The organism is Falsigemmobacter intermedius, assembly GCF_004054105.1.
Classification (GTDB): Bacteria; Pseudomonadota; Alphaproteobacteria; order Rhodobacterales; family Rhodobacteraceae; genus Wagnerdoeblera; species Wagnerdoeblera intermedia.
This window is the reverse complement of sequence record NZ_SBLC01000030.1, coordinates 1-14,577: the sequence shown is the minus strand read 5'-3', so window position 1 is coordinate 14,577 and position 14,577 is coordinate 1. Positions and strand designations below refer to the sequence as shown.

Annotated in this window: 12 protein-coding genes and 3 pseudogenes; 6 read left to right on the top strand and 9 right to left on the bottom strand. The window is 54.3% G+C overall.

The annotated features are described in order from the left end of the window. Window positions 1-227 precede the first annotated feature (227 nt). Window positions 228-512: pseudogene (locus tag EP867_RS15430) on the top strand (IS66 family transposase); the annotation flags it as partial. 18 nt (window positions 513-530) lie between these two features. Here the strand turns inward: EP867_RS15430 and EP867_RS15425 are convergent. The 4 genes and pseudogenes from EP867_RS15425 to EP867_RS15410 all read right to left on the bottom strand — a co-directional run. Continuing rightward, window positions 531-887, bottom strand: a pseudogene (locus EP867_RS15425) (DUF932 domain-containing protein); the annotation flags it as partial. A 185-nt stretch (window positions 888-1,072) separates the two neighbouring features. Then, a complete protein-coding gene (locus tag EP867_RS15420; protein WP_128490378.1) occupies window positions 1,073-3,589 on the bottom strand; it encodes an Hsp70 family protein in 2,517 nt (838 codons plus the stop codon). A 3-nt stretch (window positions 3,590-3,592) separates the two neighbouring features. Next, entirely contained in the window at window positions 3,593-3,970 is a 378-nt protein-coding gene (locus EP867_RS15415) for a hypothetical protein (protein ID WP_128490377.1), read from the bottom strand. Next, entirely contained in the window at window positions 3,964-5,883 is a 1,920-nt protein-coding gene (locus EP867_RS15410; protein WP_128490376.1) for a hypothetical protein, read from the bottom strand. Before EP867_RS15410 ends, EP867_RS15415 begins: the two co-directional genes overlap by 7 nt. 205 nt (window positions 5,884-6,088) lie before the next feature. On the opposite strand from EP867_RS15410, the pseudogene EP867_RS15405 reads away from it, so the two are divergent. Beyond that, a pseudogene (locus tag EP867_RS15405) lies at window positions 6,089-6,688 on the top strand (IS5 family transposase); the annotation flags it as partial. Further along, the gene (locus EP867_RS15400; RefSeq protein WP_128490375.1) at window positions 6,642-7,262 is read left to right on the top strand and encodes a hypothetical protein; all 621 of its coding nucleotides are present in this window, start codon (window positions 6,642-6,644) and stop codon (window positions 7,260-7,262) included. The pseudogene EP867_RS15405 and the gene EP867_RS15400, both read left to right, overlap by 47 nt. Window positions 7,263-7,284: 22 nt before the next feature. Here the strand turns inward: EP867_RS15400 and EP867_RS20005 are convergent, their stop codons facing one another. Together EP867_RS20005 and EP867_RS15390 are read right to left on the bottom strand one after the other, a co-directional pair. Next, a complete protein-coding gene (locus EP867_RS20005) occupies window positions 7,285-7,944 on the bottom strand; it encodes a hypothetical protein (protein ID WP_128490374.1) in 660 nt (219 codons plus the stop codon). 159 nt (window positions 7,945-8,103) lie between these two features. After that, a complete protein-coding gene (locus EP867_RS15390; protein WP_128490373.1) occupies window positions 8,104-8,784 on the bottom strand; it encodes a helix-turn-helix transcriptional regulator in 681 nt (226 codons plus the stop codon). Between the two features lie 141 nt (window positions 8,785-8,925). Between EP867_RS15390 and EP867_RS15385 the strand changes: the two genes are divergently transcribed. Next, complete coding sequence (locus EP867_RS15385) at window positions 8,926-9,363, top strand: hypothetical protein (RefSeq protein ID WP_128490372.1); 438 nt, start codon at window positions 8,926-8,928, stop codon at window positions 9,361-9,363. On the opposite strand, the gene EP867_RS15380 is transcribed toward EP867_RS15385, so the two are convergent. Beyond that, window positions 9,351-9,713 carry a hypothetical protein gene (locus EP867_RS15380; protein WP_128490371.1) on the bottom strand — a complete coding sequence of 121 codons (363 nt, stop codon included), beginning with the start codon at window positions 9,711-9,713 and terminating at the stop codon, window positions 9,351-9,353. The genes EP867_RS15385 and EP867_RS15380 overlap by 13 nt on opposite strands. Window positions 9,714-9,879: 166 nt before the next feature. Then, window positions 9,880-11,724, bottom strand: a complete 1,845-nt coding sequence (locus EP867_RS15375; protein ID WP_128490370.1) for a ParB/RepB/Spo0J family partition protein — start codon at window positions 11,722-11,724, stop codon at window positions 9,880-9,882. A 303-nt stretch (window positions 11,725-12,027) separates the two neighbouring features. Here EP867_RS15375 and EP867_RS15370 point away from each other — a divergent pair, with 303 nt between their 5' ends. Next, complete coding sequence (locus EP867_RS15370) at window positions 12,028-12,615, top strand: hypothetical protein (RefSeq protein WP_128490369.1); 588 nt, start codon at window positions 12,028-12,030, stop codon at window positions 12,613-12,615. 300 nt (window positions 12,616-12,915) lie between these two features. Here the strand turns inward: EP867_RS15370 and EP867_RS15365 are convergent, their stop codons facing one another. Continuing rightward, a complete protein-coding gene (locus EP867_RS15365; RefSeq protein WP_128490368.1) occupies window positions 12,916-14,124 on the bottom strand; it encodes a DNA polymerase Y family protein in 1,209 nt (402 codons plus the stop codon). Window positions 14,125-14,194: 70 nt separating this feature from the next. On the opposite strand from EP867_RS15365, the gene EP867_RS15360 reads away from it, so the two are divergent. Beyond that, a complete protein-coding gene (locus EP867_RS15360; protein WP_128490367.1) occupies window positions 14,195-14,512 on the top strand; it encodes a hypothetical protein in 318 nt (105 codons plus the stop codon). Window positions 14,513-14,577: the final 65 nt, after the last annotated feature.

The window sequence follows — 14,577 nt, the reverse complement described above, 5'->3', positions numbered from 1 at the left end:
AAACCCAACACATCACCGGATTGGAGGCCAAGATGCCTAGAGATGACGATAATCGTATCCGTCCGGTGTCGGCGCTCTGACGGCGTGATGGAGTGCCTGCTAGATGTCCACCATCGATAGTGGACATCTTGAGGTGGGTGATGGCGGGCAAGAAAGGCCAGAAGAAGCGGGTCTGGTCAGACGATGAGAAGCTGTCGATCTGCGCGCAGGCGCGGGTTTACGGTGTCTCGGTTGCGCAGATTGCACAGCTCTATGCTGTGGTGAAGGAAGCGCGTGGGAAATCCCCGGAAGAGCGCGTGGCCCTGCGGCAGGCCAAGGCCAAGCCGGTCTTTGACGCGTTGGAACTCTGGCTGCAGACGCAGCTGCGCAAGATCTCTGGCAAAACCAAGCTGGCCGAAGCGATCCGCTACGCCTTGAACCGCATGCCGAAAGCGCGCGGCTATCTCAGCGATGGGCAGCTCGAGCTGGACAACAACACCTGTGAGCGGTCGATCAGACCAATTGCCCTTGGGATCGGCGTCGCGCTTACCGGGCAGCTGGCGCAGGTATGAGGCAGGGGCGCCGACGATGCTGGCCAGCTGGCCGAAGGCCCAGTGCGTGGGCGCGACGGGTTCGTGGGCTTTCGGCAGCATCAGATGCAACCGCTCGGGGTTATCGCGGGCGGCCTCGACGCGGATGTCCGCCGTCTGCACCACACGGCTGCAGCTGCGCTCGGAGCGGCCCTTCACATTGGCCCAGAGATCGTCGAGCGACAGGTACCGCTCATCATCCGGCCGATTGAACCATTCGGACGACACCCGCCCGTTCCGGTCGCCCCGGCTCACATCTACTTTCCAGCCACCAGCCCGCGCCGGTGCGACCGGATCCAGAACTTCCACAACACCCATCGGCATTCCTCCGCGACAGGTGTCGGGAGCCACTCTCCCAATCCTCAACCTGTCACCGGGAAACCGGCACGCCTCTCACTCTACATACGAACGGCGGCGGACAGTGATGCGGTATAGACGTATCCAACCACCGCCTGAATGACGTAGCCTTGTATCCTGCGTTCTCCCAAATGGAGAGAAACGGTTTAAGAACCCAAAAGATGTGCTAGCTCGACAATGTCGGCTGCATCAGCGCCCGTGGACACCCTGTTGCTCATCATTTGACCTATCACGTATCTTAGCCGATCTACATCACCGGCCTTAGCAGCTTCTACGCCAGCAGCAACAAGTTGTTCGTGCAGCCCCTCGTCAACGACCAGATGCCTCTCTGTTGCAAGAAGTTTCAGAATATCGATCAAGAAATCTGGGGTTTCCGCCAGGACTTTCATTCGGATGCCATGCATTTCGCCCAGCGATCTTCGCGCGGAATCGAAATTCTTCTCACGAATTGACCGACGCGCCGTGACAAGCAGCTTGTCATGCCGTTCCGCATCGACGGGCTGTGCCATATTCCTCAACTCATCAAACGACAGCTCGGCCTTGGCAGCCTCATCCGCCAGCACACGTTCTTCATTCTGAGGGGACATCTTCAATAGAGCAACGTCCTGGCGCAGTTTCCGGGCTTCCTCGGCTACGGAACGATGGGTGTCAGCATCGACAGAGGTGGATAGCGCCGCATGCTGCCGCTCGATACGTTTCCGAATGCTACCGGACGGGTCAGGATCGTGCTCCAATGCACTTTCAAGCTCTTGCAGGTCACTTTCCACCCGAGAAAGCATTGTTGCCGCGACTTCTGCGCCCCGTTCACCTTCGTAGTTTATCCCACCGTCGTCATGGCGATAAAGATTCGAAGCGTCAATTATCCTGCCAAGAGCAGGCAGTTCGACAGCAAAGCTCAGCGTGCCGTTGTCACTCATCTTCCAGTCAATAATGAATTCGTCGCCGCGGTTGATCCGCTCTCCCCGCTCCAACTCATCTAGGCTGTTCAGGCGGAAGTTGCCGATGTGAAGATTATGCTCCGGGCTGTCTACGTCATCCGCCATGTCATAGAACTCTACCGCAATGAAGTCATCTTCCCCGCCAATGAGCGTTTTGCCAGAACGAAACTTCTGCCGACCTTGCGCTGGCAGCGCCGTTCCCTTCTTGACCAATACGTCCAGCTTGTTTCGCTCATACCCAACCATGCCATGTTGAACTTTCACGGCTAGGTTGTAGGTCATCGGAACGCTAGCCGCGCTGGCTTCGGCTCGCGTAATACTGATTTCTCGTGAAGCGCTTTCAACCTTGCTACCGGTCTGATCGAAAACGTTGACCATGTATCGGTTCTTGCCGTTCTTTCGAACGCTCACACCAACGTTTAGCGGACCGTTCAACGGTATCCGACCAGAAGACGAGCCTTCTTCATCAAGGATTTCGAGTTCGAAGCCACTGGGAATATCGCCCGCAGGTTTAACCCGAATCTTTGTGCTTTCGGACGAGACGCGGGACTTAAAGTCCAACGAAAGACTGATGTCACCTGTGACTGTTTCCCGGTGCTTTGATGTTTTCTGAGTGGAGCTGTTACCTTCCCATTCTCGGCTCTCAGCAAATATCGCCGCACCGGTGGCAACGGCGGTCATGGGGTCCAGTCCGCTATCTACAGCAATAGCAAGTTCCGCTTCCAGCATCTCCCGGATGATGGGCATCTTCGAAGGTCCGCCGATCGGCACAATCTTCGAGATGTCTTCGTTCTTGTAGCCGTTTGCGGCGATGATCTTCCGGCACAAAGCAATTGAATCTTCAATCCGGTCGCGAACCAGTTCAGTCATCTCGTCGCGGGAAAGGTCGATAGAGATGTAAATCTCTTCGCCGTTTTCATCAGTAGCACGCACCTCATCTTCAGTGGCAAAGATTGAAGCTGTTTCGGATGCAGACAATTGGATTTTTGCCTTTTCAGCTGCGTGTTTGCTGACATCGGCAAGATGCTTGTATCTCTCGTCGGCCTGAAAATTGGCTGGCAGGCTGAAATTCTGCGAAAGCCATGGCCGGACGACGCTATCGAAAATAATCCTGTCGAAGTCTCTGCCGCCGAGCATATTGATGCCCTCGTGGGCAACAACGTTAACAACGCCAGCGGTACTCATCACGAGGGCGAGGTCGAATGTCCCGCCACCAAGATCATAGATAAGGAAAACGCCGTCTTTCTGCTTGCTGTTGGAGATTGCGGCCAAAGCAGCAGCAACCGGCTCTTGCAACAGGCTGACCTTTTCCAACCCTGCGAGCCGCGCGGCTGAAATAGTGTCCTCGCTCTGCATCTGATTAAACGCGGCCGGTGTCGTAATGACTACTCCTTCGATTTCTTGCGAACCGGCCTCAGTCATGGCCTGGCCAACCAACGTTTTGATGATCTCTGCCGAGCACTCCACCGGGGTCCAGTTCTCCCCAGCTAGGGAAATTGGATTCTTGGTTCCCATGGAACGCTTAAAGCCATGCGCGACATTCTTTGGCGCAGAGAGCAAACGGTCATAGGCCGTCTTTCCGATGAACCGGTGTCCGCGCTTATCCAGGTAGATAACGCTTGGCAGCACATCGGTGCCGTCGGCAGTCTTAAAGAGACGGAGCGCCCCATCGACATGACCAACAACAGCAGAGTTCGATGTTCCGAGATCGATACCTAGATACACAGCCTATTCCTCTTCTTGTTCAACTGGCGCAACGATCACGCGCCCTAGCCGGATAACACTCATGTAGGACATGACTGTGGGTTCTATTGTCTTGCCAACGACAAGTGCTTCATCTTCTTCAAAATCGCCTGAATTATCGACTGAAACCGCCAAGCCAGGATGGAAACGCTCACCTGAAAAGTCGACTAGTCTCAACCCCAAATCTTGGAGGAGGACGTCCAACTGGCGTTTGGAGAATTTCAACTGCGCCTCTAAGCGCTTTCCATCACTGGCAAGTACGCCACTCAACGCTTTCTCAGTCGCAGCCGCAAGCTTCCAGTATTCGACACAGAGTTGAGCAACGCTTTCAATTTTCATGTCATTTTTTCCACCATCTACCATGAGGCAACAATCCTTCGTGCATCCGCCGTGAATTCAGCGGTTCTTCCTTGTGCTTCTCGGCGCACTGAACTCAGCACACCGCTTGTGTATTGGAAATTTGAGCACCTCGAATTGTAGTCATCAATGAGCGCATTAAACTGGCTGATCTGATAGTTCGTTGTAGTCAAAGACCTCATAGCCTCGAGCCGCTCGCCTTGAAAAACACAATATCTCACTTGTGCTCTGTTCAGAGCGAGGCCTTGACCAACAGGTGGCCTTGTTTCGGCGCTTGTATTTGAACTTGGGCTAGTTGTGGTCTGCCGTGGTGTCGAAGGCTGATAAGTGGTTGTAGGCTGGTAGGATGTTCGTGAGGTGGGCCTATCAAGTTTATCGGAAATAACAAAGAAACCAATGACAGCCGCGATACCGCCATAGATCAACCACTTCACTTTTTTGCCAGCTTGCTTGCGCTCAATCCTTGACTTCAGCTGCACCAGTTCGGCGCGATCATTGCCATTTGCGTATTTGAGCATTTCATCGACGACCTTCGCCATTCCGCCGAGATTGCCCGACTGCCGATCCAATTCTGGCATTTTCCAGTTGCGATGCAGCACGGACCGTTCTTCATCAAGTTTAATACTCACATCTTGGGACGGTTTCGCTCCGCGATACGTGATCAGCCCGTCGATCAACCTGAAAGCCGTTTCAGGGTCATTCCGATCATTGTTCACGAACAACGCAAGGTCTCGAACAACAAGGAATGCAGCATCCCCGGTGCCTGAAGCTTTTGCGGCGGTATCGAACGCTGCAAAGATTTCTTTCACGGCCCCCTTACGCGCTGGTGCAAAGCCTGAACTTTGCAACGCTGACTTCAGCTTCGGAACTTGTGATTTGGCGGCCTCACAAGCGGCAACAAGCGGCTCCAGCACTGAAAACTTCTTCTGCTGTTCATCGAGGTTCTCCAGCGCCTCGACATCACCCTTGAGCACCTCAGCAACTGATTCCAGCTCTGGAAACGTGTGCAACAGCGCTTCAGACAACCGCTTTGCGTGACGAAACTCGCCTCTTTCGTTCGCGAGCTCGAGGCATAGCGATCGAAGTCTTTCGTAGATTTGCTTGGACCGACCTTCTTCATGTCCTTGATGCTGCTCAAATACTTGAACGGGCTGGTTGACATCATCCCACTGCCGCAGGAGTTCAGCGATTTCACTCGTCACGGCCTCTAGCTGTTGTGTCGGTTGACGGGCAAGTTCGATCTGCTGATCAATAGCTTCACTAATCCTCGCTAGGCGGGGTTCGCTCAAGATATCGTATTCACGAACAAACTCGGCCAATATTCTGCTTGCCCGATCCCTCTTTAGCTCCGCCTCAACTAGCCTCTCCATCACCTTTCCGGGTTCATCCAATCGCCACACGGACAGCGCAGCGCTTCGCGCATGAGTGCTTTCTAGAACTCTGATCGACGCCGCAAGTTGGCTGCTTTCGATTTTTGGGAAGTCGGCCGCTTGGCGCTGAGAATTTAAGAATTCCAATAGAGCCAACTGATCAACATCATCCCAAGCACGAAGTAGGTCTTGCAGGAGCGTTTCGTCCGCAGATTCGGTGCCACACAAGTGCGCGAGAACGTTGGCCTTTGGCAAATCGGGGAGAAATGCAATTGCTTCACGGAGATCGGTTATCTTCCCCGCCTCCAACAAGGAACCAATCTCATTAATTTGCGTAGTGCTGAGCTCTGGCAGCCAACTTAATTCTTGATCCAGGCGGGCAATCGGGGACAGCAGAGCCTGCTGAGATCGCTGAATGAATTCTTGAGAATGTTGTTCATCGAACTCAGCATCCTCGACTAGATCGGAAATCTCAGCGTGGTTTGATGCATAACCGGCCTTTAGAATTGAAAATGCGTTCAAGAAAATGCTGAAATTCGCGCTCTCCAAAGTATTATCCTTCAAGTTCAAGATCACGCCCGGCTGGCAGGCTCCCAACAAGTGGTGCGGTTTGGTTGTAGTGCATCATCGGGCAGGCTTCATCCGATTTCCAGTCGGAGTTTTTGACTTGCGGGCACCTCGAAAAATTGCCCGGCCCTGGTTGTTGGGGTATGAATGGGGGTGATCGGCTGCTTGGGATTTGACAATGGCATAGATGGGTTTTTTCGATCTTTCGGACCGCTATGCGAGCCTGGATGCCAAGAAAGACCCGTTGGTCGAGATTGATGCCGTCGTGCCGTGGGAGGAGTTCCGCCCGACGCTGGAGCGGGTTTGGCGGAAGCCGGATGCGGAGCGCAAGTCGCGCGCGGGGCGCAAGCCGATGGACGCCGTGCTGATGTTCAAGACGCTGGTGCTGAGCGCGCTCTACAACCTGTCCGACGACCAGATCGAGTATCAGGTGCGCGACCGGCTATCCTTCATGCGGTTCCTCGGCCTTGGACTTGAGGATCGGGTGCCCGACGCCAAGACGGTCTGGCTTTATCGCGAAGCGCTGGCGCAGGCGGGCATGGGGGAGGCGTTGTTCAAGCAATTCGACGGCTATCTTGCGCGACAGGGCTACATCGCGCGGGGCGGGCAGATCCTCGATGCCTCCATTGTCCCGGTACCGCGCAATCATAATACGCGTGATGAAAACAAGGCGATCAAGAACGGTGAGGTGCCTGAGGATTGGGCGGACAAACCGGCCAAGCGGTCACAGAAGGACGTTGATGCCCGCTGGACCAGGAAGCACGGCAAATCCTATTACGGTTACCGATAATCTGTGGGACCTCTCGTTTCTTCAGCCGCGCAGCCTCATGTCTGCCGCGCGTGATTGGTGGACCGCCAGATCGGAGAAAGCCGCTGCCATCAGGGACGCTGATAGGTGGGTCAAAGAGCTTGGTCAGGATCGTATTGATGCTCTTTTTGGAAGTGTGGTGTTGCCCGATCACCTGTTTTCAGGCGTCCATACTTACAGCAAAGAAGAGGATGATGAGGCCCGGGCGATTTTGGAAACCCTCGTCGTAGCGGCTTATAGCTCTGAGGGGTTCTACAGGCGTGACGCTCTCGTCAGGAAGCTGCTGTATATGATCCACATGCGCTGGAGCGCTGAAACCAACCATGAAAGGTTGGGAGCTATTATCGCAGCTGATATGGCCCGCCGCGAAGCCTATAGAGCCGATTACGCTGCACGCCTGAGCGCGGCAGCCGCTGCTGACCCTACCACGGTTGAGAACCGTAGGGCCCATGCGCAGCATGCCTTTCTGAATACCGGCAAGTATTTGACCAACACCGGCCGAGAGCTGACACCGAGCGAAAGGAAACAGCTCGGGCTGCCATCCAATAAGTAAGGGCGCTTTCGCGCCCTAATTTTCAGTTCAATTCGGCTTCTACTGCGCTTCGCAGCTTGGCGTGCTCGGCCACCCCAAAATCGGAAACTTCCGTGCTGTAGTTGTAGTGGGCGTCCTTATCCAACTCAGCGAATGACCAGCCCATCAGATCGCAGAGGTGCCGAATGTCCGCAAGGCAGTCCATGATACCGGTCTTGGCCGTGTCGTCGTCGTATTCGGGGTAGATCGTGCGCAACGCGCGGGCGGCGCGGCGGGCGTTATCGTCAAGGCCACGGGTCTCCACCATGATTTCCTCGACCACATCATGCCACGCCTGGGGCTTCCTAGGCGCAACAGCCAGTCCGTTCGCTGCATTCAGGTGTCGGTCGATCTTCATACCATCCTCCTCTTTACCAACGTCCTCTGCCTGCTCCGGCACGTCAGGCAGGTCTTCCCACAAATCCCGTGCATCCTCGCTTTCGGGGCCTATCCAGGTGCTGACAGGCGACATGTCTGTGCCGCACACGGGGCATTCGTCGTCGCAGCAGCATGACCATGCCTCTGACCAGCTTTCCGGCTCGTGGCCATTGTCGCACTCATAGGTATTCAGCCAAACGCAAGGGATGCCTGAGCTATCCAGACTGAGATGGGAAAACTCCGGATGGGCTGCAAGGTCACTGCGGGTGTTGAAAGGGGTTGTCATATCTGGCTCCTGTGCCGTGTCTGACGCCCTATAGGCGTGCTGCAACAACTTATCATTCCGTTGAATGAAATCAACAGAAAAAATACTTAGAAATCAGCTATCTAAGTAGGGCATCGTCCTGATTTTAATCGAGCGTAAGCCAAAGGCTTCTGCTCATTTTTACCCCGAAACGCGGACCAGGCGGCGCTCAACAGCGATGGCAATCATGTGCAGAGAGTTCGTGGCATTCATTGCGATCCGTGCGCGTTCAATGCGCTTACGAACACCTGCCCTCGACAGTCCGAGTATCTGTGCGATTTCTTCCTGCGTATGGCCATCGGCCAGCAGCTGCACGACCTCAATCTCCCCGCTGCCCATACCTCTGGTGTCTCGGTATCCTGCAATGGCTTCGGCAAGAAGATCGGACAGTTCCTGAAGCTCAACATCCGTTAGTTCGCGGTCATTCCGGGCGACGGAGAGATAGCACCTTCCTTTGTAACCATAGGTGGACCGAGCCGTTGCAACGCCCCCGTAGTTCATGCCGAATTCTCTGGCCATTTCGAAGACACGGTTGGTGTAAGGGCTGTTGACCAGTTCTCCAAGCTTGATCTGTGACCATCTGGTCGCGCCTTCCCCCAACAGTCCCCAGTGAAAGACCGGATCACGCAGAACAAAAACGTTCGATTTGTAGTATTCTAGCCAAGTAGAATTGTAAGTTGAGTAGATCAGATCGGCATCAGGAACTTGGATATTTATTGTAATTGTATAGCCGTGGGAACCGAGTTTTCTGACCCTGCGATCCCATAAGTCAAAGTTTGGAAAGCGTTTTTCGACTGCTCTCTCAGTCATTGTGAAGTTCATCGTACCCGCCGTGCATACTTTTCATACTTTCGTATAGTTAATGGTTTGTCGTCATTTGGCTACCTTTGTTAGATTTTCTTCATTTTTTCTTGAGGCGAGTGTATCCCGAAGTCCGTCTAACACACTGATACGGAGGGACTTATGCCGCTGGATTGTAATGACCCTGGAACACTGGCCAGATTGGGTCTTAAATCCCTTGGGCAATTCCTTTGCGCACGGGATCTGACGTGCAAGTTTCTTGAAACGGCGGTTTTCGTGCCAGAAGCCCCTGAGTCAGAGGATCTTGCAGGAGTCTGCTACGTAGCTGTGGAAGCTGCCAGAAAAGGCACCAAGGATTTTGCTGTCACGGCCATGATGGTAGAAATGCGATATTCCGGACCCTCCCCAGAGTCGATCGCTTCGATTATCCACCATGAGGCTGAGTGCCCGGAGCATGTGGACTGTCCTCTCGATATTCTGGGTTTGCTTTCCCCCACAGACTGCAAGCAAACGCTGAAATGGCGCAGGAACTGCCTGAAGGGTGCTTTCGATCAGGCGTTGCTCGACTACTCCCTGAATCCGCCGCATCAGCCAGCCTGATGCTTAGAACTTGAGGTGCATCGGCGTGTTTCTTCAACCACCCATGCCGTGAGGTTTCGGAACTGAGGCATCCCCTTCGCAAGTCGGAGCAGATCGTATTTCTGTTCTGCGTCTGACTTCTTCAACCTTTGGGTCAGAAACGCATCAATCTGCTGGACAGAACGGCTTTGTGGATCATTAGTGAGGTGTCTCATACCCGACAGAACCGCGCCTGCTGAGGGGGCATGTCGGGCCAGTCTGAGCGCCATGCTCAGATCGCGGCACGAGCAGACTTGGTTCACCCATGAGGACAATGCCGCTTCGTGTCGGCGCTGTTCATTGTACAGAAACATGGCGTGGTGATTGTTCATAGCTGGCTCCTGTGCCTGTCAGGTCAGCCTCTAGCTGACGCTATAATGATATGATTCTGCGATTGAGCAATCAACAAAAAACAATCATATCAACAACTTATTGAATGCTCTTAAACTAATAAGCCGAGGGGTTATCCCTCGGCTTTGTCGTGATTTCAGGCCATGTTCAGGCATCTTCCTCCGGCATCCACGCGGCAATCGCTTCCTCTTGGCCTGCACTCAGATTCAGTGCCGCACGGTAAGCAGCATCAGTGAAAAGCCGTTCCATGGTTTCGGCTTTCCCGCCCTTCTTCTGGTTGGAGAAGGCTGAAAACTCCTTTGTGCCCACGCCATAGCCCGTAAGAAGCGCAAACTGCTCGTCAATGTAGCTGGCGGGCATCCGTCCCCAGAAGGCCGCTTTCGTGGGGGTCCAGATCGAGCGCGTGTCAACGTCCAAGGCCTTCGTGATGCTGTCGAAGAACTCTGTGCCGATACGACCGCCTGACAGCCCGAAATTGGTGTGGATCGTGCGGACTGCTCCGGCCACCAGTGCCTCAATGATTTCGCTTTCAGGCTTTTGGCAGAACTCTGCAAAGGTGAGTTTCAGATCGTCAGCCATGAAGGATCGCTGCGTGTCGCCTACCAGCACGGGATTTACCGCAAGACCTTCGGTGTCACTCGGCACATTCTTAGGAGGTTCAATACGCATCCCCAACAATCCCTGCCCGCCTGCTGCACCTGACAGGCTGAAAGCAATGATCGACAATGCCAGTTTGGGGTTTGCGCAGAGCGCTGTTTGAAAGGCGTGAAGCTTTATCGCCTTGAGATCATCCTTAACGGCTGCTGAGAACTGCGATTTGGGTTTTGCCTTTGCTCCGGTCGCCGCGCTGAGGTGTCTGATAAAGCCCGCTTCAAGCGCCTGCTCTGCATCCTGGGGGCGTACATACGGCCCGTCAAAGCTGAGGTTGCCGTGCCAGTCTACCAAAGCCACAACCCCTGCCAGCGCCCTTTCTGTGGGGCTGTAGATGCGCTGCCGCCGCAGGGCGATCAGTGCATCAAGCTCGGCTTCTTCTGTATCTGAGCGTCCTTCCGTCTCCCGCAGTTCCTCAAGGCGGTTCTCCTGTTCGTCGGAAAGCTCAACCTGAGTGCCCATGATCTGCGTGTAGCCGTTTTCCCAGCTGCGGAAGCTGCTTTCCTCGCAGACTTCCACCCATGCCCACTCGCTCTCCTGCTCCTTCGCCGCAGCTTCGAGCTTTGCGGCAAAGAGTTCGTCCAGCAGCACGGCATCGTTGAGGTAGATTTCTTCGCCAAAGAGATCCTTTGTGATCTTTCCGCCCGCTGCCTCATAGGCATCGATGCCTACAAATCGAGCCTTACGGTTCGTATGAGTGACGCTTTCATCAGCCAACCAGCGTCGGATGGTTTCCGGGCTCGTTCGGTGATTTATGGCATGTTGCAGTGCGTCTGCGATCTTCGTTTCATCGTCGCTGATGGTGAAGGCTTCGGCTTGCGATAGGTTGATCTTTGCCTCGCGCAAAGCCTCAAGGACCAGCGGATGCAATGAGGCAAGTTTGAGGCGGCGGTAGACGTGCTGCTCGGTGACTGCGAAGGCGCTGGCAATCTCCGTGACGCTGGCACCTTTCTCGCGCATCCGGCCATAAGCCGTGATCTCCTGATGGGGTGACATGTCCTCTCGGGCCACGTTTTCAGCAACCCCCCAAAGGAGCGCGGTTTCCTCGTCCGGCGCGATCATAACCGGAACTTGGCCGAGGTCCGCCCGCTGGCGCACCGCGATCTGCAATGCAGCAAGCCTGCGGCCACCGAACACAATAGCCACTTTCCCTTCCTCGTCTTTCACGCCGCCGAGGTTCTGCATCAGGCCGCAAGATACGAGGCTTTCAGCCAGAAGCTCGATGCTCTCCGCGTCGTGGTTCTGGCGCGGGTTGAGCGGTGAGAGGTAGAGTTTGGAGAGATCGATGATCTCAGAGGTCGCGGGAAAATCGAAGGAAGGAAAAGCGACTACCGTGTTCATTTTCAGCTCCTGTGCTGTTGCGGCGGCCTATAGCTGCCATGCACTCAGATTAGCTTTTCTGCGCCCCCCGATCAACAAAAAAAAGACCCATGAACCGCACTAAATCACTGTTTTTATTATATAAAATCTCCTTTTGCTCGATATATCAAAAGGAACCTCCTTAAATTTAAAAATGGGAAAAATTCTATCGTTGAAGAAGGTTGCGGCGCGTTGTCAGAGAGTTAGAAAAAACCCTGTGGCACCAAGGACTTTGTTTTCCCGCGCGTCTAATCTGGACTTCAAGCACTAGTGTCAGGACAGCTCATGACCCGTAACATCTGCCTCTCCTATCTCACCTGCGTTGGTCTGATAGCCTCCACCTTCTCGGCTGCGGACGCAGCCGATGCGGTGCGCTATGACTGTGAGCGTCTGGGCAAAACGATAGGGTCTCCTGTTACGGAAATGACTGCGGCTGCTGACGAGGGGTGGCAACACGCTCCTGATGAGGCTCGCCTGGTCTGCACATGGTACACTCAGCCCGCTGCAAAAGTGGTTGATGGTCAGCCTTTGGTCACTGAGGAGTGGTCTGACGTAGGAGCGCTGAGTGCTCAGGTGGCCGTGTCTGATGAACCTCTCACACAAGACGCGGCAGCCATGATGAACATTGCGCATGAGCTACCGCTTGAGCTTGCTGGTCAGTTTGATGGGGCATGGATCATGTCGCTGAAAAATCCCGTATATTCGGAACTTCTGGGCATAATGGCCCCGCAAGTCATCTACGACGATCTGGCTGTAAGCGTTGCGTATGGGAACGGGTTTGCTTCGCCTAAAAACACCGGAAGCGCCTTAACCGTTGGCTGGTCTGTCGAAACGGCTTTGAAAATACTGAAAGAAGTAGCCGCCTTACGATAATCCATTTGTAATATTGCAAGGGAATGAAAATCGCCTGCCTTTTAGGTGGCAGACCAGAAGTGGAAGTCAAAAGATCTGGAGATCTGACGAATATGATTATTCATTTGAAAGCTAAGATGGATGAAAAAGGTTTATGAGAATACTATGGGCAATTCCTATCTGGCGGCTCGTCTTTAAGCCACTCTGTTAAATATTGGAGTATTGGGAGTCCTTGCTTTCGGAACTTAACACGACCCATAAAAGGGAAGTTGCTATATTTGCCTAAGACATTTAGCGGCAGGTTATCATCCTGCCGCTAATTCAGCCTCTCTCGAAGAAACCATAGTGCGGACGATTAACCCCTACAGAAATCGTGTCCGGGCCGAACCGCATATTGATCTGGTCCAGAGCGGCCGACACGATCTCAGCCTTTGTTCGTTCTGCAGGCTTCAGTGGCCTGAGCAAGTCACCTGTACGGTCCTCGATCATGCCTACTTTGCTCAGGTTGACGCTGATGCTGGCAAGCTTCCGGCCGCGTATTGATGGCCACGCGAGCCGCCAGAGGGCCTTGTGGTGGGCAAGCATGTCATGCGTTGCCTGACTAGCCTCGCACCGGATGGATCTTCCCCAAGATGAGCCATCCGAAAACCTCATGGAGAGGCTGAATTCAGAGGCTACACGGCCATCTCCCCTGAGCCGTCCTGTCGCCTTCTCCACCAGCCAACGCCCCACCAGATAGGCCTCTTTGGGTGCCCTGAAGTCTGGGGAAAGCACCTTTGAGCTGCCATAGCCGCCGCGCTCAGTTTTAGGAAGCTCCACTTGTTCGCCCTGGAGGGCGCGCACAAAGCGTTCTCCTTCGATCGAGCCCCAGACAGCGCGGGCATGGCGCGGGTCCATATGGTAGAGCTGGGAAATTGAAGTAATGCCTGCCGCTGCAAGCTTGCGCATCGTGCCTGTCGATATGCCCGGAAGATCGTCGGGCTTAAGATGAGCAACCGCATCAGGCATATTGCGCGCCCAGAGGTGCTTGCAGCCATCAGGCTTTTCCAATTTCCCGGCAATCTTAGCGAGGAGGTGGTTGCTCCCCAGGCCCGCGGAGAACCTAAGGCTTGCGCCGATTTGTCCATAGACGGCCTCTTTAAGGCGCTGCACAAGCGCATAGGCCTCGCTCACATTCTCCGTCGGCGCCGGCAGGCGTAACTGGAACTCATCAACACTTCTCACGCGCTCCAGTTCGCAGATCTCATCCAGGACCGAGGCAATGCGGAGGTTCATCCGAAGGTAAAGTTTGTGGCGCGAAGGAAGCAGGATGATGTCTGGGCAGAGGCGTTTGGCGTCGCTGACCAAAGTGCCTGTCTTGATGCCATAGGCTTTTGCTTCGTAGCTCGCTGCGACCAGCGCACCGGCAGTGGACCCCTCAACGGCCGTGATACCAACAGGCCGTCCTCTCAGTTCGGGGTTAAAGTGCTGTTCTACAGAGCTAAAGAACGAGTTCATGTCTATGTAGAGCGTGGTGAGTGGGCGGTTCATCTTGCAGAACTCTTTTAGTTTCCTTGAAACTGTTCTATCTTTGTTCTGGTGTTTGTTGAAGAGGGCTTAGATGCGCCGGGATGATGTATTCAAGAATGTGGCCTTCGGCGGTGCATGGTCCGAACGGATTGTAGGTGTCGAGCGCCGTCAGGGGGCATTAAAACGCCTGAAGAATGCCCTCAGTGAAACAGCGGAAACGGATCTGCGGAATGATCAGGATCTCGCTGAGGCAGTAGTCCTCGCAACGAGGGGCACGCCAAAAGCAGAGATGCTTCAGAATGCGTGGCGGAAAGCTCTGGATAAAGAAATTGCGGCCCACCGATATACGGAATTGGGCCGCATTTACAGACTCATTGAAGCTGCGGTTGGTACAGCTGCTAAATTCTGAGTTAACCCACATTTCCCAAGTAAGGCGCTGATTTCGCTGTCCTGACCATTATATTTCCTATATAA